We start from the raw sequence: 23,828 nt of genomic DNA, 5'->3' as shown, positions 1-23,828 counted from the left end.
GCATTTTCACGAGCACTTCAAAAGTGCCGGACTCACAATATACCATGTATGTTTATTTTAAGTCAACAGGTAATTTTGGAGTGTTTCGTTTCGTTTTGTGCCGCCCTTTTTGAAAGGCGGAATACCAATATAGCACGATCTGTTTGCTTTATCAAATGAAATAATTGGAAATAAGATTTGAGTCCTCATCTTCTATCTCTTTCATTACGCTTCAATACCTTTAAATCAGATTAAACTGCCCGCTATCTCAACAATTTACGTTCATTCAAAGCTACTCTTCTACATCTTTTGTCGAGTTTTCCATGCGATCTCTTGAATCTCTCCACCGGTTGTACCTAATTCTCCTCCTGTAACTGCCTTCGCAAACAAGCTGCCCCCCTTTTGGAGTGGATTTTAAAGCTTTATATACATTAACACGTATATACATAATGATGTATATTCAGTCCATGAACACGACACCGATGCAAGCCACATTACTCACGATCGCCGAGCCGAACCGTTTTAACATTATCGAACTTTTAAAACAGGGGCCGCACTCTGTCAGTGAAATCGTTCAAGCCCTCAACATCGGCCAACCTCAGGTATCTCGCCATCTGCGCATTTTGAGCGAGGCTGGGCTGGTACGCTCCCGCACCAAGGCGCAGCAGCGAATATATAGCCTCGAAGCCAAACCCTTTCAGGAACTCGACGAATGGTTCGATTCGTTCAGCATTCTTTGGGAAGAACGGCTCGACAATTTCGAGGACTATATGCTCGACTACAAACGAAAGGAGAAGCCATGACAGGTATCAACAGCTTTCGAACGTACCACTTGCGGAACTATCACACCAAGACAATCTGTCTCATCCTACTCCCCCTCTGATCGATAGGTCTTCGATCTACAGTCCCTCATCACTCTTGCTCATCCGCCCAATCCAAAAATCCGGACAACAGGCTCTCTTCTTCCGCTTCATTTCCGCGTAGCTTTGCTTCTAACCGATCCATCCGCTTATAATACGCCTCTGCGTCGGCCTTGGACCTGTTTCGCAACAGACTCCCGCGCTTTTTCCACTGCTCATACGCTTGCTTCGTATAATACAAAGCCTTCTCCCAATCCTTCAGCTGGTGCTCGTACAGCTTGGCAGCCTCAATATACACCTCTTCCGGGACATATCCGGTGGACTGGATGAACGACTCCCAAACGGTTAGGGCTTGCTGCCAATCCTTTTGCTTTTTGTACAGATGACCGATGGCGAGCTTGGCCCGGTTACTCCACGCATGCTCACTGTCTGCGACGAGACGATAGCCTGCCATAGCGGCTTCCTGATCTCCAAGCGCGTCGTACCATCTGGCAATTTCGTAGCTTTCCTCGAGAGATACCGTTGCACTCCCTTGCCCTACCAATAGCCGCGTCATGTGAATGTACATCGTGATCAGAGACAGGACGTCCGTCTCGTTATGACGCAGCACGCCTTCGATGACATCAGGGTCCTGAGCATGCAAAAAGTCGAAATACCGCACCGGTGCCAAATAGCCGGGCAAATCATCCTCGCGAAAAACATCCAGCTTTTCCTGCTCAATGATACCCAATCGGCACGATTCCAGCTCCGCCTTCCACAGTCTCCTCGCTCCGTGCAAAAGGTCAAAATGACCAAAGGTAGGCAAAGCAGGCACTTGATCACGCACCAGTGTATGCCGCGTCCGAACTTGCGGCCAGTCAAAGGATTTTCCGTTAAAGGTCACCAGATGTGAGGACTTCTGTGCTTGCTCCAAAAACGATTGGTACAAGGTCACCTCTGCATGCGGGCCCGGGAGGAAATGCTGGCGCACCACGACATGCTCTCCCTCTATGCGACTGTATCCCAAAAGAAAAATCGCATTGCCTGCCCCGCCTGACAGCCCTGTCGTCTCCGTATCGAAGAACAGCAAGTCTTCTGGCCTCCTGCCCGCAGCGGATAGAGGATGCTCTCGACCAGCCGCTTCCCACATACGGATCGCCTCACGCAACTCGGAAAAGGCGTAAGCGCCATGCTGCTGATCGATCGGATAGCGAACCTCTCGAATCATGACGTACTCGTCATCCCAGATGTAGGGCGATGCCTGCATTTCCTTCCACTTGTCAGCAAAAGGTATCTGTAACTCGGCGCTGCTATCCGTTGGTACAGCCGCCCTCGGCTCTTCCCCCGGCTCTTTCTGGCGAATGGCCGTTTCCGATTCGACTGCTGGCGCTACCGATTTGTCTGTTTCCAGCGAGAGATGTCCCTTCATCCGTTGCAGCTTGGATTTAAGAGACATAAGTACTTCCCCCTTGCGCGATACGCAGCAAGGTCATGGCTAGCCCCTTGCTGCCGTCATCTGTCGCTCCCACACAAGACGGACAGCCTGACTCACACGGGCAAGAGACAATCATCCGCTCTGCCTGGGTCAAAATCGTCTCCATTTCCTTATATACTTGCTCACTCAAGCCGATGCCTCCCGGATAACGGTCATACAGAAAAATCGTCGGCTCCTGCGAATGAACGGCCTTACGTTGCGGTATCACGTGCAGGTCCATCGGGTCGCACATGACAAACAGCGGAGCTACGTGCTGCAACACATGCGCCAAACCAACCAAGCCGCGTTCCACATCCTCTGTCCCAATCTCGCCGAGTAGCGCTTCGGAAAAACCGATCCACGCCGCATTTGTATGCAGTTCCTCTTCTGGTAAATGAATCGGTCCCGAACCGATATTTTCATGCGTTTCGAACTTGATTTTCTTAAAGATCGTCGCCATCGCATTCACAGCTACTTCGCCATAAGCCAACGTGCTCTGCGCATGACGACGGGACTGATCCTGCTCCAATACCTTCAGCGAGACTGCCAAGTTTGCATCTGTGTAATAATCGACCTGCACTTCCCGGACATACGCCTTCTTTTCCTCATAGTCCAGCTTTTCCACCTGGAATTGCGTCCCTTGATGCAGGTAGATAGCCTCGTCATGCAAGAGCGTCATGGAGCTGAAGCGGTCCATTTCCCCGATGACACGCTCATTTCCCCGTTCACTGATGTCGATGATCACGACATTTTCCTGCGAGGCTGACCGCAAACTGATGTTGTGGGCCGGGAATGAATCGTTCATCCAGAACCACTTGCCCCGCGAGTAATGAAGCACCTGCTCCTCGGTCAAGAACTCCAGAACTTCCACGATTTCCGCGCGACCGAATGTATCACCCTCACGAAACGGCAGCTCGTATGCCGCACATTTGAGATGATCCACCAAAATGATCAGGTTATCGGGATTGATCCGCGCTGTCTCAGGACTGCGGTCGAAAAAATACTCTGGATTGGCGATCACATACTGATCCAACGGTGTGGAGCTGCCGACCATCACGACGACGGATTCCCCCTGCCGTCTTCCTGCCCGTCCTGCCTGCTGCCATGTGCTTGCGACCGAGCCCGGATAGCCAGTAATGACACACGCCTGAAGCTGCCCGATATCTACCCCAAGCTCCAGCGCATTGGTGCTGACCACGCCCATAATGTCACCATTGCGCAAGCCGCGTTCGATCTCTCTGCGCTGGCTCGGCAAATAGCCGCCACGATACCCTTGGATCGTTTTTGGCCCTAGCTTGCGACGAATCAACTCCTGCAAATACGTCAGCAAAATCTCTACACGTACACGGCTTCTCGCAAACAAAATCGTCTGTATGCCATTGATCAAAAATTGCTCGGTAATGTCTCGTGCCTCCAATGTGGCACTACGTCTAATATTGAGCTGCTTATTGACCACAGGCGGATTGTAGAAAAGGAAATGCTTGATGCCAGACGGAGCACCATTGTTGTTGACCAGCACTACCTCTTCTTCTGTCAGAGCTTCTGCCAATTGCTTCGGGTTGGCGATGGTAGCCGACGTACAAATAAATTGCGGGTGACTCCCATAAAAGGCACAAATGCGCTTCAACCGCCGAATGACATTGGCGACATGGCTGCCAAAAACGCCGCGATATGTATGCAGCTCGTCAATCACGATGTATTTGAGATGCTCGAAAAAGGACACCCACTTGGTGTGATGGGGCAAAATAGCCGAATGCAGCATGTCTGGGTTGGTGATAACGATATTTCCTGCCTTCCGTACCATCTGCCGGATATTTGCAGGTGTATCACCATCATATGTTTCGGATTTGATCGAAAGGCCCATTTCCGTAATCAGTTCGTGCAACTCCGACTTTTGATCCTGCGCCAAAGCCTTGGTTGGGAACAAGTAAAGAGCCCGAGCCTGTGTGTCTTTCGATAACGTCTGGAGGATCGGCAAATGATAGCACATGCTTTTGCCAGAAGCTGTGGGCGTAACCGCGACGATGTGTTTACCTTCGCGCACATGGCGAAAAGACGTTTCTTGATGCGTATATAAGGAGGGAATGCCTCTATTCGTCAGGGCATCTCGAATTCGTCCGTCCAGTTCATCTGGAAATGGAACAGACTTTGCTTCCCGAGCAGGAATGACCCTCCAATGCGCAATGTTATCGCGAAATCGTTCCTCTGTTTTTATGTGATCCAATATGGCTGCGATATCTTTTTTCACATTCATTTTCGTCACCTTCTTGCTTTCATTTTACGAATGGACGTTCGGCATGTAAACATGGAATAAAGATCCACTTTGAACAGATACTATAATCAACTCAAGTATGTAGAGGTATGTGCATGAAACAAGGTTCTTTGACTTTTTTTCAAGTTGTCTGTATGTTGATGCTCACCATTGGCCTAATGAACCATGTGATTGTCATCCCCATTTTATTAGATGCCGCAAAACGGGATTCATGGATATCGGTTATTTTGGCAGGTGTCGTCTTTCTTGTGTGGACCTGCCTTCTGTATTCGGCAATTGCCAAAACTCGGCAGCAGCATCTTTTTCTTTTGCTGAAAAAAGCATACCATCCTGTAGTTTCCTATATATTGGCAGGCATTGCCTGTGTCTATTTATTCATGATGTGTGCAATTACGATGAGAGATACCGTTACCTGGATACACGTCGCTTTTTCCCCAAAGATGCCCACTTTTTTCATTGCCCTTTTGCTAGCTGGCATTTGCTTGTGCAATGCATACTTGGGCATACGCTCTATCGCAAACACAGCGGTCCTTTTCCTGCCGCTTGTCATCTTTCTCGGTTTCTTCGTCATGTCTTCCAACTACGCGCATAAAAGCTATATGTTGTTGAAACCATTCCTGGAGTTTGGGATGCTTCCAGTGTGGAAAGGCATGGTCTTTGTCGGAGCTGGTTATATTGAACTGATCATCCTTCTGTTTATGCAACAGCATATTCGCTCCAAGTATTCGCTGCTGCCCCTCTTGATTCTTGCCATCGTGTTAATAGGACTGACCTTTGGACCTGTTACGGGGGCAATTGCCGAATTCGGCACTGGCGAGTCGGAGAAGCTGAGATATCCTGCTTACGAAGAATGGCGCTTGGTTAATATTGGCCGCTACATTGAGCATATGGATTTCTTAAGTATTTACCAGTGGTTTTCAGGTGCTTTTATTCGGATGTCTTTGACGATCTTTCTCATCGTAGATATCTTTCGAATGGAAAACAAAGCGAAAAAACTGGTTGTCCTCGTCCTGCTTTATTCCCTATTGATTGCCATTGCCGTTCTCCCCTTCAGCGATAACGCGTTTCTGGACATGCTAACCGCCTATATCGTTCCAATTATGTTTTATACGATGTTGTTCTACTCGTTCATTATCATCGTGCTCGTACATTGGTCCAGCCGAAGGAGGGGTATGATCTATGAGGAGAGTCCGAGGGAATGATGTCTTCGTCCCTAACGAACATCCACCGTCCATCCCAAACGATCAGCCTTTAACCGAACAATATTTTCGGCAATTGTTTGCCTCTTGTGCAGATGTCATCATAGATTCGGTTCGTTTCCCCTCCACAGAAGATCAGCAGAATTCGTCTGACGTTACCATCATTTATTCGGAGGGTCTATGCGATATCAAACAGATCAACCAATATGTGATTCCGAAGCTATCCCACATGTATCAAACGACTTCCCCGCTGAGTGCTTCAGGCCTTGAGCAATACAGTGAGTTATTTTTGAAAGTGATTCTCGACGATCGCAATCCGGACCTCCTTGTCAAAAAAGTATTCGGAGGGGAACTCCTCCTCTTCTTTCCTTCGTTTAACAAGCTCTATTGGATGGAGCTCTCCAACCCGCCGCAACGCACTCCGGAAGAACCGACTACAGAGGTCTCTGTGAAAGGACCGCGAGATGGCTTTACCGAGGAGCCGCACATCAGTATCGGCTTGATCCGGAAAAGATTAAAAACCAATAGGTTAGCGGTAGAAGAGTACAGACTAGGTGAAGAGACACAAACAAGAGTCAATTTGCTGTTCCTCAAAAATAAGATAAACCCGGAAACATTGGATGAAATCAGAACCAAGCTTGAACAACTGCAAGTAACAGCGATTATCAGCAATACGCAGCTCGAAGATATGCTAACAGGCGCCCGCATACCGTTGTTTCCTCTGTTTGAGTATACAGGCAGGCCTGATTTTGCAGTTAACGCGCTGTTGCATGGGAAATTTCTTATTTTTGTGGAAGGCTCCCCGATCGCCACGATCGCTCCTGTGACCTTGACTTTTTTATTTAATACACCGGAAGATATCTACTCGTATTTTTGGTATAGCGCCTTTACTCGTCTAATGAGATTGTTCGGATTTTTAATGGCCTTGTTTCTACCTGGCTTCTGGATTGCCTTGATCACCTATCATCAGGATCAGCTTCCCTACACACTGGTGGCAACACTTGTCCTATCCAGACAGGGCGTCCCTATCCCTGCCCCACTAGAAGCAATCGTGATGCTGCTGTTGTTTGAATTATTTCGTGAAGCCGGCATGCGTCTTCCCATGTCTTTTGGTCAAACTTTATCGGTGGTTGGCGGTCTGATCATCGGTCAAGCCGCCATCAGTGCAGGGTTAACAGCTCCCGGGATTCTCGTAATTGTGGCGATGTCCGTTCTCTCCACCTTTTCGCTGGTCAATCAAGACCTCGTCGGTACGGTTAGCTTGCTCAGACTCATCATCTTGGTCATTTCTGGTATGGCCGGGCTGTTTGGCTTTTTCATCTCAGTTGGGATGATCGTGCTGTACCTAACCAATCTGCGATCATTTGGGGTTTATTATTTGGAGCCGCTCTCTCCCCCTATTTTTCAGGATTTGTGGAAGGTAATCTTTCGGATCCCATGGGGAAAATGGTACAAGGTCCCTCACATGCTACAGAAAAACAGATCAAGCGAGGAGAATCAACAATAGCAATGCAAAAACTTCGCTGCTTTTTCACGACGATTTTGATCTGTGCCATGTTAAGCGGTTGTTGGGGTGCCAGGGAAATTGAGCATTTGATTTACGTCAATTCTATTGGAGTTGACTATGTGAAGGGGAAATTTGTGTTTTATACGCAAATCATTAGCTTCGGTAATATTGCCAAGCAAGAAGCAGGTGGACAACGCCTTCCTCAATCCATTTCCATCGGTAAGGGAGAAGGGAAAACGCTGGATGAAGCGATATTCAATCTGTACCCGACCTCACAACAGCGACTTTCCTGGAGCCATATCAAAGCTATTGTCTTTTCCGAAGCTGCCCTGAAGCAGGATGTCGTCAATCAATTATTGGATGTCGTCGACCGTTACTACGAATTCCGCTATACAATCTGGACATTTGCTACAAAAGAACCCATCGAAGATATTTTTAACGCCAAGCCTATTTTGAATATCTCTGTCCTGTATTCCCAATTGAACGACCCGGAGGATGTATACAGACAAAGCTCGGTCGTTGCTCCTATGTATCTATACAAGTTTATCTGGAAGTGGAAAGAAAGTGGGCAGACCATGCAGTTGCCCGAAATAGGGATCAACAAAGTTCAGTGGACCGAAGATAAAAAAAAGCACCCCAAACTGATCATGAGTGGCGTCTGCTTTTTGCATAACAAGAAATTGAAACAATGCATGCCACGTACTGACATCATGGGTCTGCGCTGGTTGGATAAAGATACGAAACGACCAGGGATTACGGTATATCATGATGGCCACCCCATCGCAACGCTTGTCATGGAAAAGATCAAACCGTCCATCACCCCCAAAGTGGAAAATGACAAAGTAACGTTTCAGCTCAAGGTGAAAACGAAGGCAAACATGCCCCAATTGGTAAAAGCCATTCCTGAAAAGAAACTACGCGAATATGCGGAGAAGAGCATTTCTGAGGAGATCATGCACACGTACCTTTTGGGACAAAAATCACAAATCGATGTTCTTCAATTGTCAGATGCTTTATATCGAGAGAATCCCAAGGCATGGCACAAGCTTACGAAAAATGGGGAGCTGCCTCTTCGTCCCGATACGATTTCCCGTCTGGACGTAGAGCTGGAGCTATTCGGAGGAAACCTCTCGAAGATACGGGAGCATTAAAACGAACCGGGACCAGTCTCTGATGACTGATCCCGGCCTTTTTTGTTTAGGAAAGTTGATTTAAATGATTTTGCGGTGTTTCATTGCGTTGGATTCGCTCTATGTTTTCCACAAAAAATTGGTACCTTTTCTCGTGAAACTTGGTTCCGTCAGGCATGCCTGCTGTATGTGGGGTCAACACAACATTTTTCAAAGCACGCAGCTCACTGTCCACGCTGAGAGGCTCCCGTATGAACACATCGAGGCACGCTCCGCCTATCACATTGTTTTTCAATGCTTCGATCAAGTCCTCTTCACAAATGATCGGCCCTCTCGCTGTATTGACGAGCAGTGCATCACTTTTCATTTTGGCTAAAAACTGCTTGTCCACTAAATGTCTCGTGGATTCATTCAGAAAAATGTTCAGGGTGATGACGTCAGATTGGGCAATCAACGTGTCCAGATCAACCATTTCGGCATCATCGCTCTGCCTGTTCGGGTTGGTGTCGTACGCCAGCACCTTCATTCGGAAGGCTTTTGCCAGCTCAGCTACACGAGAGCCGATGGCACCAAAGCCGATGGTTCCGATAGTTTTTCCTGCGAGCTCGCCACCGACGTAGACGAGCTTGGTCTCATCCTCCCGATTTTTCATCGCTTGATCGAGATAAGAGATGTTTTTGTAATACCCAAGAATGAGCGCCATAATATGCTCGGCTACTGCGTTTGCATTCACGCCAGCCGCGTTGCTCACCCAAATGTTTTTCTTCGTGCACGCCTCAATATCCACGTTGTCAAAGCCCGCACCCGTCTGGACAAACTTCAAGTTGTGCGCTTTGTTCAGCAACTCTTCATTTACTTGGATATGCTCGGGAATCAACACATTTGCTTCGCTGATAAATAACTCGATCTGCTCAGGCTCCACAATTTGGATGCGCCAATCCTGCGGAAATGCTTGTGTCACACGTTGCTTGGAATAGTCGGTAAAGTATCCCGTAATCAATACATTCACTTCTGCCACAGCCCCAGTCTTTTCGTTTATGCATTGGCCCATGCTTCGTAAAAAGCACGTTTTACATTGGCGATTACCAGCATAGGCGATTCATCCTCAAAGCGCCCCACCTCAAAGGTCATGACTGGCTTCCTAGTCGGTTTTGGGCTCTTGAAAAAATCAATGTCATGGAGCGTCGTGATGAAAGCCGTCAGCTCATTCACACCAACCTCTGAATCCTTGACGTGAAACGGGAGGTGCTTATCCCCGAAATAGCTGGCTTGCCTGTCTTTCAAGTAACAGTTTCCGAGATGAATGTGCGTTAAATAATCTTTAGCCAACCACAAGGATTTGTGCGGGTCCTCGCCCATAATCGGCAAATGGCTTTGATCCAGCAAGAGACCAAAATTGTCGTACTCACTGCGGATCACGTTTGCTACATGCACCGCCTCATGAGTAGGTCCGAGCAAATAGTTGCGGTCGACATACCGATCCCCGATCTCCAAAGAAATGCACAGCTCGTACGTATCGGCTTTTTCTTTTGCGTACTTGCACAGCTCCATCGCCGAAGCAATAAACTCCTGGATGTTTTTCGACTTGTTTTCCTCGCCTTGAAATTTACCCGTTACGATATGCATGATTTTTGCGTTCATTTCATAGCAGTGATCGATCAGCATCTTGCCTGATTGAATAGACTTGTTGCGAACGACCGGGTCCAAGGAGCTGAGATCAATCTGCAATTCTCTGGCTGCATCTCCACCGTTGAAAATAACCTCGACTCCGCTGTACGTCATATACTTTGCCGCTTGTTCCCTCGTCTCTTTGTCCGCGATATAGGACACTTCTACCGCTGTAAAGAATGGATCTTCCAGGATCGTTAGAAGACTCGGAAGCATCTGTTCAGGCCTGCTTTGTGAAAAAGGAAACAGCTTCGGCAAAACAATTCCGATACTCGCCATCTTCTCCACAGGGTAGATCATACGATTTTACCGGACAAAATCAGCTCTGGCAGTTCTTTTACCGTGTCGAGCACATGCGTATGATAGTACTTGCCCCATACCTCGATGGGGGTCGAGCCTTGCATCACGCCGATGACCGCTTTGCAACCTGCGTTGTAGCCTTCAAGCATATCCGCTGGCGTATCGCCGAGCTTGATGACTTGTCTGACGTTTTGTACGTTCAAATATTCCATGGCTTTGAAAATCATGAACGGAGCTGGGCGTCCCTTGCCTTCTGGTACCATATCCAGGTCTACTGCATAATCGATCAAGCCGTCCTTCACCCAACCGAGCGAATCCATAATGACGCTGTTGATGTCTTTATGGAAGCCTGTCCCAGTCGCTACTTTAATGCCATTTTCTTGGCACCACTTCAGCGTTTCGGTTGCACCTTCGATTTCGCGGCAATTTTCCTGATAAAACGCAATCATGTATTCGGTATAGCGTTCGTACAGTTTGACAGCGTCCTCGAACGACGAATTGTCGATATCGATTTCAAAGTTTTTGAAGTCGATCCTATTTCCTTTTGTTCTCGCAATCAAATACTGATAGAGATGAATCTTGTTCGTTCCCATATGCGTGCTGATTTCATCGGGTGTCACGTTTAATCCGTATTCCACAGCCGCTTTATGCAGACAATCTCTCACGGCGTTATCATCCTCTACCAACGTTCCTGCCAGATCAAATACAGCCAATGCGATGTCGTTTTTCATTTTTCCATCTCTCCTGTTCGCTATGTTTTATTGATTCAGTGCCTTGTCGAGTTCTTTCTGTGCTTTTTCTTTCGCTACTTTGAGCGCTTCTGCGGCAGGAACGTTTTCGATCAGCACTTTGTCCTTCGCCAACTCAATTTCCGCATAAATTTTGCCGCCTGTCGGGTCTACAAAAGGAGCTATTCCTTTCGTTTTCGCCTGTTCCAAAGGTACCGAGAAGTACGGATTTTCTTTCAATTTGTTCTTGTAAATCTCTGTATTCACGGCGCTGTCGCGAATAGGAATATAGCCTGTGTTTACGGCCCAGTACGCTGTTTTTTCTGCTTCCGAGAAGTACTTCACGAATTCCCATGCGCCCTCTTGCTGTTCTTTTGAGGATGCTTTGAACAGGTTGAACATGACGGAAATGGCGACTGGTCTAGGTGGTTGTCCATGGAAGCCTTTTTGCATGCCGGTTGCTACCTTGGTGAAATCCAAATCGCCTCCGTCACCGGAAGAGCCTGTGTAGCCTGCAGATTTTCCGTTCATCACGTTGTCGATGGTTTTGTACCACCATTCCCAGCCATTGCCGCCATAGACGGTATCCATGATTTTGTCCTCATGAATGTATTTGCGAATGCTGTCCCACGCATACACCCATTCCTCCGAGTCGATCGTGACAGTCTTGCCGTCTTCGCTCACGATATCGCCGCCAGCTGAACGAGCGTAGTCGATCATATGCTCCGTGTACCACATGATGGACCAGCCGTTGATTCCTTCTTTTTCTTTGATGAGCTTGGCTGCGTCCGCCAATTGCTCGAAGCTCGTGAGTGCATTGTAGTCAATCTTGTATTTGTCAAAAATGTCTTTGCGGTAGTACATCATTTGCGTACTGACATAAGCAGGAACACCCAGCATCGCATCGTTGTACTTCCCTTGTTCTAGCAGCAGAACATCGTCCTTTTTATACTCCGGCTGATTGATCCTTTCATCTAATGGCAGCAATGCATCGCTTTTCGCCAGCTTCATAAATTCCGGATACGCATTGATCGCCAATGCTGGGGGCTTACCTGCTGCCAGCGAGGCCTGGAGTGCCTGCAACGTCTCGCTGTAGTCACCTTGGACAATCGGAACCACCTCATATTTTTCATTGCTGCTGTTAAAGTCCTGTACGATTTTTTGCATCGTCTCCCCGAGCTTGCCGCCGAGACCGTAGTAGAACTCCAGCTTGATTTTCTCGTTAGGGCCAGACGATGTATTTGCGTTGCTGTCAGACGCGGCATTGTTCGAACAACCGACGGCTCCGGTAAAAATAAGCGCAGAACTCAGGATGGAAAGAATGACGCTCTTGGTGTTTCGCTTCTGATTTTTCACAATGACTCCTCCCAATAAATAGCGGTTTTGGTCTATTTGTTGACATACAGATTAGCCATGGAATGAATGATTCTTTTGCTTGCGATTGCGAGCAGGATCAGCATAGGTGCTAGTGAAATCGCACACGCTGCCATCGCCAGTGGGAAGTCCATCCCGTAGCCCGCCTGACTCATAAACAACCGCCGCAATCCAATCGTAACGAACATGTTTTCCTCCGACTTGATCAAGAGCGAGGGCCACATATAGTTGTTGTAGCTGTAAATAAATGTGATCAACACAAGCGAAGCAATCGCGTTTTTGCAATACGGGATATACACCGTGAAAATGAGTCGTAGATGCCCCGCCCCATCCAGCTTGGCTGCATGCACCACATCCTTTGGCACCTGGGCGAACGATTGCCTCAGAAAAAAAATAGCGAAGATACTAATGAGCTCGCTGAGAACATAACCAATGTGCGTATCCAGCAAATTCGCTTTGGACAGCAAAATAAAGGATGGAATGTACGTTACCGCAGATGGAAGCATGTACGTCGCTAAAATAAGCACGAAGCAGTAACGAACCCATCTTTTCTGCGCCGTCGCGAAAACATAAGCCGCAAAAATCGCGGTGAAAATTTGAAAAACGATGATGATCAGGCTGACAGAAATGCTGTTCCACAAATAAAGCAGCATCTTCGTTTCCGTGAATACGCGGATGTAATTCTCAAAATGAAAGGTGGAAGGCAGCAGGCTCCCGCTGTACACCTCGCTTTTAGGCTTGATCGAAATCAAGAACATCCAGAGAAACGGAAACACCATCAGTACGCTTAACAAAATTAACATTGCATAATTTATGCCTGTTTTTAATTTTGCCAAGGACACAGCTCCCACCTCATTTGGTAAACAGTAGTTTGGACAAGAAGAAATTCAATGCGCTAATCAAGAGACACATGACCAAGAAAATCAACGCCAACGCTGAAGCTGGTCCGGTTTCAAAATATTCAAAAGCGAGTACGTAGAAGTAGTACAAGATGGTCGAAGTCGCTCCTGAAGGTCCACCCTGCGTCAAAATATAAATCTGATCATAGGCTTTGAGAGAATTCAGCGTAAAAAAGACGAACAGAAAAACAAGAATTGGTGAGATCGCAGGCAAGGTGATTCTGAATAATTTTCGTAATCCTCTCCCTCCATCCAAATCATTCGCTTTCTCTACTTCCGGGTCCAATTTCGCGAGAGCAGAGGAAAGTAGCAAGATCCCCAGCCCCATGTACTGCCAGATGGTGACGATAATGACGACAATCATCGCTGTCGTTTGTCCACCCAGCCACTTTACTGGCTCCATACCGAAACCTTTCAGGACATAATTGACAATCCCCGAATCGGTATCGAATATGCTGACCCATACCATGGACACGACCACAGTCGGCGTGATCCACGATGAAAAGGCACTCGCCACAAAGATATGGCGAAGCTTCTGTATTTTGTTTAACCGGATTGCCACGAACAGCCCGAAAAGAATCGGCGGAACGACTGTAAAAAAGGTAAACACCAAGGTGTTCAGCAGCACCTTCCCGAAGAAAGCATCGCTCATCAAGTTTTGGTAGTTTTCCAGCCCTACGTAGTCGTAGTCAGGTGAAATATAGTTCCAGTCGGTAAAACTGATTTGGAACGTTTTGATCATGGGGTAGATCCAAAAAATAACTAACGGAATCAGTGTCGGCAAAAGTAACCCAAGCGACCATGCGTTATCCTTGATCGTTTTGCTGATTGGTCTGCCCATTTACTCGTACTCCTTGAAGATGTCTTTGATCGGTTGCCCGTCACATGGATGAGCAATTCGGAACAACTGCGCCAGTGTGGGTGCAATGTTTTCGATGTTTGTTTCTTCAATCACTTTGCTTTTCGTAAACGCATCCCCTAAGCACAAGAGAAAACCATTCATTTCATCGACATTGGCGGGATGATACCCGTGCAGGCTTTTCATCTCCTGGTATTTCGGCTGTTCGGGAAACGCGATATCTTCGCCGCATACCGTATGCTTCAAATCGAGGATGCCGAATGGACTGCATGCTGAGGGAGTGTCCCCTGTCAGCTCATAAAAGTGATGCACTTCTGGCATCTGTTCAAAAAACGCCATGATTTCTTTGTTTTGCTGATAATCTAACGAGCTATAAAACAACAACGCCCCGCTGCCGTCCCCGACGAATTTGATTTGTTTGTTTCGAAAATGGTGCTTCCACTGGCTTTTGGCCAAAATCTCATTCGGGTAAAAAAACGAGTGAATATCACTTTGACCATGATCCGAGAAAATGATCAGGTTGAATGGTTTTTGTGTCTTTTTCAACGTTTGCTCGATTTGATCGAGATACGTAAGCAGCTCCTTTAGGCACCGCATTGCCTCAGGCGAGTCTTTCCCATACTGGTGCGACAGCGCATCATAACCGACAAACCTTGCCGAGATAAAATCATAGGCTTCCGTTTTGATCGCCCGCATCGTTTCACGCAGTGCGACATGATCGATTTCCTCTACGGAAACCTTTGACTTCAGCTTTTTTTTGCTGCCCGATTCCGTAATCAAATGGTGAATATACGGATTTCCGGACGTCATGGGCCAATGAATGCAGCAGCTCGTCCCTGCCTGTCTCGCCAACGAATGAAAAATCGTCTGCTTATGAAGTGCTTCATTGCAAAGAATCTCGTGGTCGCCATACAACGCCACTCTTTCCATCGTTTCCGGGCGAGCTACGATATTATCAAAGACACCATGCTTACCCGGGTGGCTCCCAGTCATCGCTGCCGCATGCGCGCTAAATGTGACCGAAGGAAAGGTCGTGATCAGTTTTTGGCAGAAGGAGTAACCATTTTCTATCCACTGCTGCGCGTAAGGTTCAAAGCTTTGATAGCTGATGCCGTCTAACGAGATGAGTACATTCATGGGCGGCACCTCAGATTCTTTTGCGTACGCTTGTCAAATACATGGACACGGTTAGCGCTAATCCCTACGTTTACCTTTTGACCTTTTGCATACGTCTGAGTAAAGCTTTTTTTCACGATGAAATTGCTCCCTTTATACGTCAGATGGACCAACACATCCGTTCCGATAATTTCCGTGAGCAGTACCTCCATGGCGAGTGCATCGTCACTGTTTTCCGTGAGAAAGCAATGCTCTGGTCTGACTCCCGCGACAATCTCAGGAGCTTGTTCCATCACGTCGAGCGGAAGATTGGTTTCCAGCAGCACCCCGTCTACCTCCACATAGACCCGGCCATCTCGCTGAATCAAACTCGATTCCATATAATTGATGGGGGGTGAGCTGATGAAATTGGCAACGAACATATCCACTGGGCAATCGATGATTTCCATCGGCGTTCCGATTTGTCGGAACTTGCCTTCCGCCATAATCGCGATTCGATCCCCTAAGGTAACCGCCTCCACCTGATCATGTGTCACGTAAATGAACGTCGAATCCAAGCGCTCATGTAGTTTTTTGATCTCCATTCTCATTTCATTTCGCAGCTTGGCATCCAGATTGGACAACGGCTCGTCCATCAAAAAGACTTTTGGCTCCTTCACGATGGCCCGCCCGATGGCGACCCTCTGTTTTTGCCCACCAGACAATTGGCTCGGGAACCGTTTTAACAAATGATCAATTTGCAAAATATCCGCTGCTGCCTTGATGCGCTTCTCTCGCTCTGCTTTTTTGATCTTTTTTATTTTCAGTCCGTATGCCATGTTTTCGTATACGGTCATATGAGGATAAAGGGCATAGTTTTGAAACACCATCGCAACTCCCCGATCCTTTGGCTCCACTTCATTGACACAAACATCGCCAATGTACACATCGCCTTGGGTGATCTCTTCAATCCCGGCAATCATTCTGAGTAGCGTAGATTTTCCACATCCGGACGGTCCCAATAACACCAGGAACTCTTTGTCTTTGATTTCCAGACTGATATCGTCCAGGGTGTTTTTATCGTTGGTATATTGCTTGGACAATGACTTCAGCATAATACTCGACATGTTGAAAACCCCTTCATCATTCAATCTTTATTGGACAATTGTTATTTTTTCTTATACACACCAACAATCAAATTTTTGTTCAAAAATATTTGTACATTCATCGTAATCCAGCATTGTTAACTGCGTATCAAAGCCCATTGTGTTCTTTGTAAACCAACACACACGACGAAAAAAAGCAATCAGATCAACCTTTCCTTGATCCGATTGCTTTTGTTTATGGGCGTATTTGTATGTGTTTCTTATCTTGTATGAAGAATGGACCATCTTTTTCGTAAAAGAAGTGTAAAAGTCAGTTAATGAAACAAGGATGCAAGATGATGCTCTAGCACTTTCGTAATCCATTCCCCATTGACACGCTGCGGTTCAAGATAGGCATGCAGCGCCAGACCATCGATGACGGCATAGAGCTTTTCTGCTTCCATCTCTTTGTCCAGCTCTTTGCGTAATAGATTTAGTTGATCAGCAGAGTCCAACAGCTTGCGGACGGCGGCATAGATCCCGTCGTGCTGTGCATCAAAGCCTTCTTTCTTGTGTCGGAAGTACACGGTAAAAGCAAACCACACTTCCATTTCGACCATCTTTTCTTGATTCGTAGGGAGTAGCTCCAGAAAAATTTTGGTGATTCTCTCTTTTGGCGCCCATTTTTCATTGGCGGAGATTTCAGCAATTCGAGCTGTCGCCCTCTCTTTTACGAGCTGCATGGCATACATCAACAGTTCATCTTGTGTTGCAAAGTAATGTCGCAGAGCACCTAATGAAAGTCCTGCTTCTTTTGCTATGCCCCTTACCGTCGCTCCCTCCATTCCTTGCTCAACAATGACACGCCACGTTGCTTCTGCTATTTGTTCTCTTCTTTTCTCATGATCGATTATTTTTGGCATAGTTGTATTTTAACAAGATTTGCAAGGGACAAGCAACTTTGATAATACGATTGTATTATTTAAAGTTTGATGATAAAATTCCTTTTATTAGCACAGTTGTATTATAAAAATTTCCGAAAAGGGGACCTATTCTAGTGAATTTTGTTGCATGGATGATTGTCGCATGCGAAATTGCATTTTGGGTGGTCATTGTACTTGGCCTTTTCACAAGGTACGTGCTCAAACAAAAAAAGGCCGGGCTCTTTCTTCTCGCCCTGACGCCTGTTGTTGATGTAGTTTTACTCGTCGTTACGAGCGTGGATTTGTATCGTGGGGCTACCGCTACGATTCCTCATGCGCTGGCTGCCGTTTATATCGGGGTATCGCTTGCGTTTGGGAAAAGCATGATTCAATGGGCGGATGAAAAATTTCAGCAGTACGTCACCAAGCAAGGTACGGCGAAGCCCAAGTTATACGGCATGGAGTATGCCAAGAATTACGCCAAAAGCTGGTTTAGACATCTCTTCTCCTATGTAATTGGGGCGGCTCTCTTAGCGGGGACCATCTACTTTATCGATGATGCGGAACGAACTGCTTCTTTATGGCATATTCTCCAGCTTTGGACTGTTGTTCTGGGGATTGATCTATTGATTACAGCCAGCTATTTTCTCTTTCCAAAGAAAGATAAGCGAGACACCGTTTCCAAAAATGATTGGTGAGAGGCTTCCTACTAGCTTTCGTCTTCGCTGTCATCCTCACCAAATGCGAGTTCGATGTAAATAAATTGAATCACCAGCTGACATACTTGATCGTTTTCATCCAACCCAAAATAGACAGGATAGGCTCCGTCTCCAAATCCCGTCTGAATCATCGGAACGGATAAATCGGTGCCTGGTATCGTCCAGTTTATATAATCTCCAGCGCTTCTTTGGTATTTTGGATGGTCTTTGTAACTTTGTGCAAAAACACCAGCGAAATAATCGTCATAAATATTGCCGTCTGGATTGTCTTTTTTCCAGCTATCATAAAAATCCAGATAAGCATCTCTTGTTTTGACATCTACCACAGTAGCAAGGCCTGCGTCCACATTAAACCCAAAATATTCGCCTTCTGCTAGATTTTCGAAATCCTCGTCTCCAATGAGGGCTTCCGTAAATTTTTGGGGAGCTTTATCTGTGAACTCCACCTTAGCAGCTGCATACCTGTAGTGATCTTCTTCAACAGTTACCACACAAACAGTTAATGGAAAGGTTCCTGTAGGGACTTTTCGAAAATACGGGGCACTATTTCTCTCCAGATACACAAGCGGATCACGAACGATGATGTCTCCAGTAGGAATCGTGATTTCCCCCAAAGAAAGCAAGTTAATTGGTTTCCCACTGATCTCCGTTGATGTGAAATAGGTGTGTAAATCAACTTGGGGCTCTAACATCTGTTTTTTTTGTTCATATCGTGCTAGCCATTGATCGTTTGGAATCTTATTCATCTTTATACACATCCTAAAATTATCAATTTGTCAATCACTCCTAAAATTATACAAAATCACCCATAGAAAAGGTAGAACGGCTTCGTTGTTTGCATAACGGGCAATCCGATGCATAGGCATGGTTAGTGGATGAAGTACGCCAAAACCTATGCCTGTCCAAGGATGAAGGAGGTTGCCCGAATGAATCCGCCAGCCAAGGGGGATCAAATTCCCCAGCCGATGAGAAGTGACGGGACTGGATGGGTCGATCTCGGTCCACGGAATGTCATGCGTGATCGGCAAAATCCGAATATGCTAGTTCCTCCCGTCACAGATGCGGGCTTGCTGCCCAATCTGAAATTTTCCTTCTCAGATGCCTCTATGACATTAAATCATGGCGGCTGGTCCCGTGAAGTCACCATACGCGAGTTGCCAATCGCCACTACACTTGCGGGTGTAAACATGAGCCTGACGCCAGGCGGTGTGCGCGAGCTGCACTGGCATCAGCAGGCGGAGTGGGCCTACATGCTGCTCGGCCGTGCACGAATTACATCTGTTGACCAACGTGGACGGAATTTTATCGCAGATATCGGCAAAGGCGATCTGTGGTATTTCCCTCCCGGCATCCCCCACTCGATTCAGGGGCTTGAGGAAGGCTGTGAGTTTTTGCTCGTTTTCGACGATGGGCATTTTTCCGATCTGAATACGCTATCGATCTCCGATTGGTTTGCTCATACGCCAACCGATGTGCTATCCGCAAATTTCGGTGTACCAGAATCAGCCTTTGCCGACATTCCTGACAAGCAAGTGTACATTTATCAGAGCGAGGTTCCGGGTTCCATCGAAGCAGATCAAGTAGAATCTCCATACGGAACCGTCCCCCTCCCTTTTTCCCATCGTTTACTCGCCCAACGCCCTCTCATTACACCTGGTGGTAGTGTACGCATCGTCGATTCCCGCAACTTTCCAATCTCCAAGACAATCGCGGCAGCACTCGTAGAGGTACGTCCCGGGGCCATGAGAGAGTTGCATTGGCATCCCAATAACGACGAGTGGCAATATTACATTTCAGGCCAAGCGCGGATGACGGTTTTTATCGGAAACGGAAACGCTCGAACGTTCGACTACCAAGCAGGTGATGTCGGTTACGTTCCTTTTGCGACTGGGCATTATATCCAAAATACCGGGACGGAAACAGTGTGGTTTTTGGAAATGTTCAAGAGCGACCGCTTTGTCGATGTGTCGCTGAATCAATGGATGGCGCTCACCCCACATGAACTCGTCGCTTCCAACTTGTGTGTAGGTCCTGAACTATTAGATGCTTTGCGCAAGGATAAATGGCCCGTTGTCAAATATCCTGGATATGGCTATGTTCCGTGAATACGAGAAAAGACCAGCCTGAATGGACTGGTCTTCTTTTTTTAGGCTTGTAGCTTTTCGATTGCTTCAGACCATGCTGCTCCCGTCTTTCCTATCATCATCCATGAATGGATACTTGATTGGAAGCCGCATTGGCATCATTCAGCTTGCGGTTTTTAACTCGTAGCGATAAGACGAAACAGATAAGCAAAATCATACATGCTAGCGCATACGGATAGTTGATATCCACATCGAATAAAAATCCAGCTACGATAGGACCTGCAATATTGCCAAGACTGGTAAAGGCCGAGTTAAGACCAGCAACATAGCCTTGTTGATCCTTTGCAAGCATCGACATTTGGGTACTGATGGCCGGTCGCAAAATATCGATTGCCAGAAATACGATAAAGGTAACGGCAAAAATCATCCAAAATCCGTGAACAAAAAGCGTCAGAACAATAAACAAACCAGCAAAGAGCAGACAGACTGAAATGACCCTTTTCTCGCCAAAGCGATTCATGATCCAGCTAAAGGCAGTAAGTTGGACCACTGCACCTGCGATTGACCCGAATGTAATGATAAAGGCGATATCTTTCGGCTCAAATCCAAACTTGTGGTCGACAAACAAGGAAAAGACCGTTTCAAAATTAGCCAGTCCGAAAGACATGACAAACACAATGATCAAACTGAAAAAATAAGGCTCTCGATAGGAGTACATTAACTGGGAAAGAAGACTGCTTCGTTGTTTTTCACTAGAATGAGAGTCAGATAATGAATCTTCCGTAGGTTTCGACTCCTTGAGGATTAACAACGTGATACATGCAGCAATCAGTCCAGCAATTCCTGCGGTATAAAAAGGTGCACGGATACCAAATTCAGCAATGTATCCTCCAATGCCTGGACCGATAATAAAACCAGTAGTAATGGATGCCGTAATATACCCCATCCCGGCCGCTCGTTCTTCATTCGATGTAATATCTGCTGAGTAAGCCATTACGGCCGGCATAATCAGAGCGGCACTGATGCCGCCTAACAACCTAGAAACAAACAGCAGGACTGGAGAATTCGCTATTCCAAACAGCCCTTCTGAGATAGCAAATACGACCAAGCCGATTACAATGATCTTTTTTCTTCCGAATGAATCGGCCCATCGCCCGGCAATTGGGGAAAAAAGTAGCTGCGTCAGTGAAAAGGCTGCAACTAACAGACCAATAGTTCCCCCGGTAATTCCCAAACTCTCCATGTACTTTGGCATAATCGGTATAACAAGCCCGATCCCCGTAAAGACAAGGAAAATATTGAACATCAGAATCAGGAGGGCTCCCTGATTTTTTAATAATAAAGCCATTTACTATTCCTCCAATCCATCACCAAAACACTGAATATCTATTCTAGATAATCGAGTAAAAAAAGCTAGCGGGACGGTTTGACAATGCCAAATAAAAACACATCCATCGCTAACCGAAAAGTAGCCAGCGCTTCCTCTCGTTCCATACGTCGCGAGTGTTGATTTAAACCAAACATCAGACTGTCCAGGATAATGGCGACTCCGGTTACATTCGTCATTTCAAATTCGCCGTTATCGATCCCCTTTTGGAGCAACTGTTGATTAAAGTCAATATAGCCTTGGATCATTTCGTTGATACGATCCTCCACATCCGAAGGCTTCTCCGATATGTCGAAAAATTCATCAGCAGCCTTGGTCAGCGGATGGTTCATAAAATCGGTCGCAAAATGTTCAGCTATTCCATACAATTTATCGATCGAGGTCGTGTAGAGCTGTTCCTTGGCCAGCCATTTCTCTTCCCATTCGCTGTTCCAAACTTCAATCAGATGTAAAAACAGCCCTTCCTTGCTCTTGAAATGATAATAAATGTTACCACCGCTGTATCCAGTAGCTTTCACAATATCTTCTATTGATGTGGCCTTGTAGCCTTTTTGCATAAATAAAATTCTGGATGCATCCGCTATCTTCTTCTTTGTCTGCTCCGTTTGCTGCTTCTTTTTATTCAATGCTCCTTCACCAACTTCCCATCCAGCAATACTGAACTTTCATTCAGTATTATAAGCGTTACAAACATACTTGGCAAACTTTCTTATGCGATAAGACAGAGCTATGAAGGGCATTTTGGTTTGGGTCAACATAGTGGAGGAGAAGAAAAAGCACAGGTCTCTTCGACTCTGACACGCCAGCAGGGGGAGATTCACTGGCAGTCTCCACTTCCAAAAGGGGACCGTCGAGCCAAAGTTCCGACTGGGTAGGCGTTGTCAAGGTCTACGAGCTCTGTGCTTTTTCTTCTCACCAGCTTTATTAGTTCATTTGAGACCCTTTAAAACTTAGGATGATAATGACTACCTATCTAAAAAGACATCAGTCTAAGACAGCAACAGACCGTACAAAGCCCCGGTAACCACAACCAGCCATGGCGGCAGCTTCCAGTGCTCCAGCATGATAAACAAAATAGCCGCTACCGCAAAATCCAGCGGAGCAAGAATGGTACTCGTCCAAATCGGATCGTACAGGGCTGCCAGTAAAATCCCGACGACTGCTGCATTCACACCTACCAGCATTCCCTGGATTTTCGAATTTCTCCTCAAGGCATTCCAAAACGGCAATGCGCCGATGACGAGTAAAAAGGCCGGTAGAAAAATCGCAATCGTAGCCACTACTGCACCGACTCCTCCTGCAATCATGGCTCCCAAATAAGCGGCAAACGTAAACAATGGCCCCGGTACTGCTTGTGTAGCCCCGTAGCCGGTAAGAAAAGCTTCTTCCGTCATCCAACCTGTCGAGATCACCTCTCTCTCCAGCAAAGGCAATACAACGTGACCTCCACCAAAAACAAGTGAGCCCGCACGGAAAAAGCTCTCAAACAACGCGAGCAAGGAAAAGCCTGTACTCTCTCGTAGGATAGGCAGCACCAACAAAAGTCCGAAGAAAACGATCCAGCACGTAATGGCTAGTGCGCGACTGATTGGCACACGAAATTCAGGAAGATCCGAAACTTTTTGCTGCCGGAAGATAAGCACCCCTGCTATTCCTGCTAGAATCATAACTGTGACCTGACTCCATGCAGAATGCCACAGCAGTGTGATGGTAGCAGCGATGATCGCAATCGTCACCCGTGTTCGATCCGGGGCAAGCTTTTGTCCCATCCCCCATACGGCATGAGCAACAATCGCGACAGCTACTAATTTTAGACCGTGAATCCAAGAAGCACTATCACTGTCCACTCCTTGTAAAGTGAACGCAAAGATCAGGAGCGCCAATACCGAAGGCAGAGTGAATCCGATCCATGCAGCAACCCCTCCCCACAATCCAGCTCGCATGATTCCGATTCCGATCCCTACCTGGCTGCTTGCGGGACCAGGGAGAAACTGACAAAGCGCAACCAAATCCGCGTAGCTTTGCTCATCCATCCATTTTCTACGTCCAATGTATTCGTTGTGAAAATAACCGAGATGCGCGATGGGACCACCGAATGAAGTCAATCCCAGCTTGGTCGAAACGAGCAAAACTTCAAGCACAGCTTCCCATCTACTTTTTTTATGCCCGGTTTCTTCTAGGAGATTATTTTTCACTTAGCTGTACACCTCTCCGATTTCCGCTTCATCATACAAGCTATTTTATCGCTTTTCCTACCCTTTCATTGTAAAAAGATCATAAAGAAGGCCCCGCATCATCGATACGGAG

At 46.8% G+C, this 23,828-nt stretch carries 21 protein-coding genes; 6 read left to right on the top strand and 15 right to left on the bottom strand.

Annotated elements, in window-relative coordinates:
- Positions 1-446 precede the first annotated feature (446 nt).
- The gene (locus POF51_RS25750; RefSeq protein ID WP_083261755.1) at positions 447-782 is read left to right on the top strand and encodes an ArsR/SmtB family transcription factor; all 336 of its coding nucleotides are present in this window, start codon (positions 447-449) and stop codon (positions 780-782) included.
- A gap of 109 nt (positions 783-891) precedes the next feature.
- On the opposite strand, the gene POF51_RS25745 is transcribed toward POF51_RS25750, so the two are convergent.
- Positions 892-2,274, bottom strand: coding sequence for a ribonuclease H-like domain-containing protein (locus POF51_RS25745; RefSeq protein WP_271756296.1), 1,383 nt, complete (start codon positions 2,272-2,274; stop codon positions 892-894).
- Positions 2,264-4,546 (bottom strand): DEAD/DEAH box helicase, encoded by a 2,283-nt coding sequence (locus tag POF51_RS25740; RefSeq protein ID WP_271756295.1) that lies wholly within the window; start codon positions 4,544-4,546, stop codon positions 2,264-2,266. Before POF51_RS25740 ends, POF51_RS25745 begins: the two co-directional genes overlap by 11 nt.
- A 113-nt stretch (positions 4,547-4,659) precedes the next feature.
- Between POF51_RS25740 and POF51_RS25735 the strand changes: the two genes are divergently transcribed.
- From POF51_RS25735 to POF51_RS25725, 3 genes are read left to right on the top strand one after another with little or no spacing between them, the layout of a single operon-like run.
- Positions 4,660-5,766 (top strand): endospore germination permease, encoded by a 1,107-nt coding sequence (locus tag POF51_RS25735; protein ID WP_069852883.1) that lies wholly within the window; start codon positions 4,660-4,662, stop codon positions 5,764-5,766.
- Entirely contained in the window at positions 5,744-7,270 is a 1,527-nt protein-coding gene (locus POF51_RS25730; RefSeq protein ID WP_069852886.1) for a spore germination protein, read from the top strand. The genes POF51_RS25735 and POF51_RS25730 overlap by 23 nt, the downstream gene beginning before the upstream one ends.
- 2 nt (positions 7,271-7,272) lie before the next feature.
- A complete protein-coding gene (locus POF51_RS25725) occupies positions 7,273-8,421 on the top strand; it encodes a Ger(x)C family spore germination protein (RefSeq protein ID WP_069852889.1) in 1,149 nt (382 codons plus the stop codon).
- A 46-nt stretch (positions 8,422-8,467) separates the two neighbouring features.
- Here POF51_RS25725 and POF51_RS25720 read toward each other — a convergent pair whose 3' ends face one another.
- The 9 genes from POF51_RS25720 to POF51_RS25680 form a co-directional block, all read right to left on the bottom strand.
- A complete protein-coding gene (locus POF51_RS25720) occupies positions 8,468-9,418 on the bottom strand; it encodes an NAD(P)-dependent oxidoreductase (RefSeq protein ID WP_244521853.1) in 951 nt (316 codons plus the stop codon).
- Positions 9,419-9,435: 17 nt separating this feature from the next.
- Positions 9,436-10,347: a sugar phosphate isomerase/epimerase family protein gene (locus tag POF51_RS25715; protein ID WP_271756294.1), complete on the bottom strand. Its 912-nt coding sequence runs from the start codon at positions 10,345-10,347 to the stop codon at positions 9,436-9,438.
- A gap of 17 nt (positions 10,348-10,364) precedes the next feature.
- Positions 10,365-11,099: an HAD hydrolase-like protein gene (locus POF51_RS25710; protein WP_069852894.1), complete on the bottom strand. Its 735-nt coding sequence runs from the start codon at positions 11,097-11,099 to the stop codon at positions 10,365-10,367.
- Between the two features lie 27 nt (positions 11,100-11,126).
- A complete protein-coding gene (locus POF51_RS25705) occupies positions 11,127-12,452 on the bottom strand; it encodes an ABC transporter substrate-binding protein (RefSeq protein ID WP_069852897.1) in 1,326 nt (441 codons plus the stop codon).
- 32 nt (positions 12,453-12,484) lie between these two features.
- Positions 12,485-13,312, bottom strand: a complete 828-nt coding sequence (locus POF51_RS25700) for a carbohydrate ABC transporter permease (protein ID WP_069852899.1) — start codon at positions 13,310-13,312, stop codon at positions 12,485-12,487.
- A gap of 10 nt (positions 13,313-13,322) precedes the next feature.
- The gene (locus POF51_RS25695; RefSeq protein WP_069852901.1) at positions 13,323-14,210 is read right to left on the bottom strand and encodes a carbohydrate ABC transporter permease; all 888 of its coding nucleotides are present in this window, start codon (positions 14,208-14,210) and stop codon (positions 13,323-13,325) included.
- Positions 14,211-15,365 (bottom strand): alkaline phosphatase family protein, encoded by a 1,155-nt coding sequence (locus POF51_RS25690; protein WP_069852904.1) that lies wholly within the window; start codon positions 15,363-15,365, stop codon positions 14,211-14,213. It lies immediately after the preceding gene.
- Complete coding sequence (locus tag POF51_RS25685) at positions 15,362-16,450, bottom strand: ABC transporter ATP-binding protein (RefSeq protein ID WP_069852906.1); 1,089 nt, start codon at positions 16,448-16,450, stop codon at positions 15,362-15,364. The genes POF51_RS25690 and POF51_RS25685 overlap by 4 nt, the downstream gene beginning before the upstream one ends.
- A 293-nt stretch (positions 16,451-16,743) precedes the next feature.
- A complete protein-coding gene (locus POF51_RS25680) occupies positions 16,744-17,331 on the bottom strand; it encodes a TetR/AcrR family transcriptional regulator (RefSeq protein ID WP_017251857.1) in 588 nt (195 codons plus the stop codon).
- A 134-nt stretch (positions 17,332-17,465) separates the two neighbouring features.
- Here POF51_RS25680 and POF51_RS25675 point away from each other — a divergent pair, with 134 nt between their 5' ends.
- On the top strand, positions 17,466-18,029 hold the full coding sequence (locus POF51_RS25675; RefSeq protein WP_069852909.1) for a hypothetical protein: 564 nt from the start codon (positions 17,466-17,468) through the stop codon (positions 18,027-18,029).
- A gap of 11 nt (positions 18,030-18,040) precedes the next feature.
- Here the strand turns inward: POF51_RS25675 and POF51_RS25670 are convergent, their stop codons facing one another.
- Positions 18,041-18,796, bottom strand: coding sequence for a DUF4241 domain-containing protein (locus POF51_RS25670; protein WP_069852911.1), 756 nt, complete (start codon positions 18,794-18,796; stop codon positions 18,041-18,043).
- A gap of 180 nt (positions 18,797-18,976) precedes the next feature.
- On the opposite strand from POF51_RS25670, the gene POF51_RS25665 reads away from it, so the two are divergent.
- Entirely contained in the window at positions 18,977-20,155 is a 1,179-nt protein-coding gene (locus POF51_RS25665) for an oxalate decarboxylase family bicupin (protein WP_017251860.1), read from the top strand.
- A gap of 97 nt (positions 20,156-20,252) precedes the next feature.
- On the opposite strand, the gene POF51_RS25660 is transcribed toward POF51_RS25665, so the two are convergent.
- From POF51_RS25660 to POF51_RS25650, 3 genes are all read right to left on the bottom strand, one after another.
- Positions 20,253-21,482 carry an MFS transporter gene (locus POF51_RS25660; RefSeq protein WP_069852914.1) on the bottom strand — a complete coding sequence of 410 codons (1,230 nt, stop codon included), beginning with the start codon at positions 21,480-21,482 and terminating at the stop codon, positions 20,253-20,255.
- A 65-nt stretch (positions 21,483-21,547) separates the two neighbouring features.
- Positions 21,548-22,147, bottom strand: coding sequence for a TetR/AcrR family transcriptional regulator (locus POF51_RS25655; protein WP_069852916.1), 600 nt, complete (start codon positions 22,145-22,147; stop codon positions 21,548-21,550).
- A gap of 363 nt (positions 22,148-22,510) precedes the next feature.
- Positions 22,511-23,716: a chromate transporter gene (locus POF51_RS25650; protein WP_069852919.1), complete on the bottom strand. Its 1,206-nt coding sequence runs from the start codon at positions 23,714-23,716 to the stop codon at positions 22,511-22,513.
- Positions 23,717-23,828 lie beyond the last annotated feature (112 nt).

Origin of the sequence: Brevibacillus sp. AG (genome assembly GCF_028369215.1) — a bacterium.
Lineage (GTDB): Bacteria > Bacillota > Bacilli > Brevibacillales > Brevibacillaceae > Brevibacillus > Brevibacillus porteri.
Note: the sequence above shows the minus strand (reverse complement) of the source record. Positions and strands in the feature narration are given on the sequence as shown.

Coding starts and splice junctions, on each gene's coding strand:
- POF51_RS25695 (WP_069852901.1), bottom strand. CDS start 14,210: ATGGGCAGACCAATCAGCAAAACGATCAAGGATAACGCATGGTCGCTT.
- POF51_RS25715 (WP_271756294.1), bottom strand. CDS start 10,347: ATGGCGAGTATCGGAATTGTTTTGCCGAAGCTGTTTCCTTTTTCACAA.
- POF51_RS25745 (WP_271756296.1), bottom strand. CDS start 2,274: ATGTCTCTTAAATCCAAGCTGCAACGGATGAAGGGACATCTCTCGCTG.
- POF51_RS25670 (WP_069852911.1), bottom strand. CDS start 18,796: ATGAATAAGATTCCAAACGATCAATGGCTAGCACGATATGAACAAAAA.
- POF51_RS25735 (WP_069852883.1), top strand. CDS start 4,660: ATGAAACAAGGTTCTTTGACTTTTTTTCAAGTTGTCTGTATGTTGATG.
- POF51_RS25685 (WP_069852906.1), bottom strand. CDS start 16,450: ATGTCGAGTATTATGCTGAAGTCATTGTCCAAGCAATATACCAACGAT.
- POF51_RS25725 (WP_069852889.1), top strand. CDS start 7,273: ATGCAAAAACTTCGCTGCTTTTTCACGACGATTTTGATCTGTGCCATG.
- POF51_RS25710 (WP_069852894.1), bottom strand. CDS start 11,099: ATGAAAAACGACATCGCATTGGCTGTATTTGATCTGGCAGGAACGTTG.
- POF51_RS25690 (WP_069852904.1), bottom strand. CDS start 15,365: ATGAATGTACTCATCTCGTTAGACGGCATCAGCTATCAAAGCTTTGAA.
- POF51_RS25750 (WP_083261755.1), top strand. CDS start 447: ATGAACACGACACCGATGCAAGCCACATTACTCACGATCGCCGAGCCG.
- POF51_RS25660 (WP_069852914.1), bottom strand. CDS start 21,482: ATGGCTTTATTATTAAAAAATCAGGGAGCCCTCCTGATTCTGATGTTC.
- POF51_RS25740 (WP_271756295.1), bottom strand. CDS start 4,546: ATGAATGTGAAAAAAGATATCGCAGCCATATTGGATCACATAAAAACA.
- POF51_RS25730 (WP_069852886.1), top strand. CDS start 5,744: ATGAGGAGAGTCCGAGGGAATGATGTCTTCGTCCCTAACGAACATCCA.
- POF51_RS25680 (WP_017251857.1), bottom strand. CDS start 17,331: ATGCCAAAAATAATCGATCATGAGAAAAGAAGAGAACAAATAGCAGAA.
- POF51_RS25665 (WP_017251860.1), top strand. CDS start 18,977: ATGAATCCGCCAGCCAAGGGGGATCAAATTCCCCAGCCGATGAGAAGT.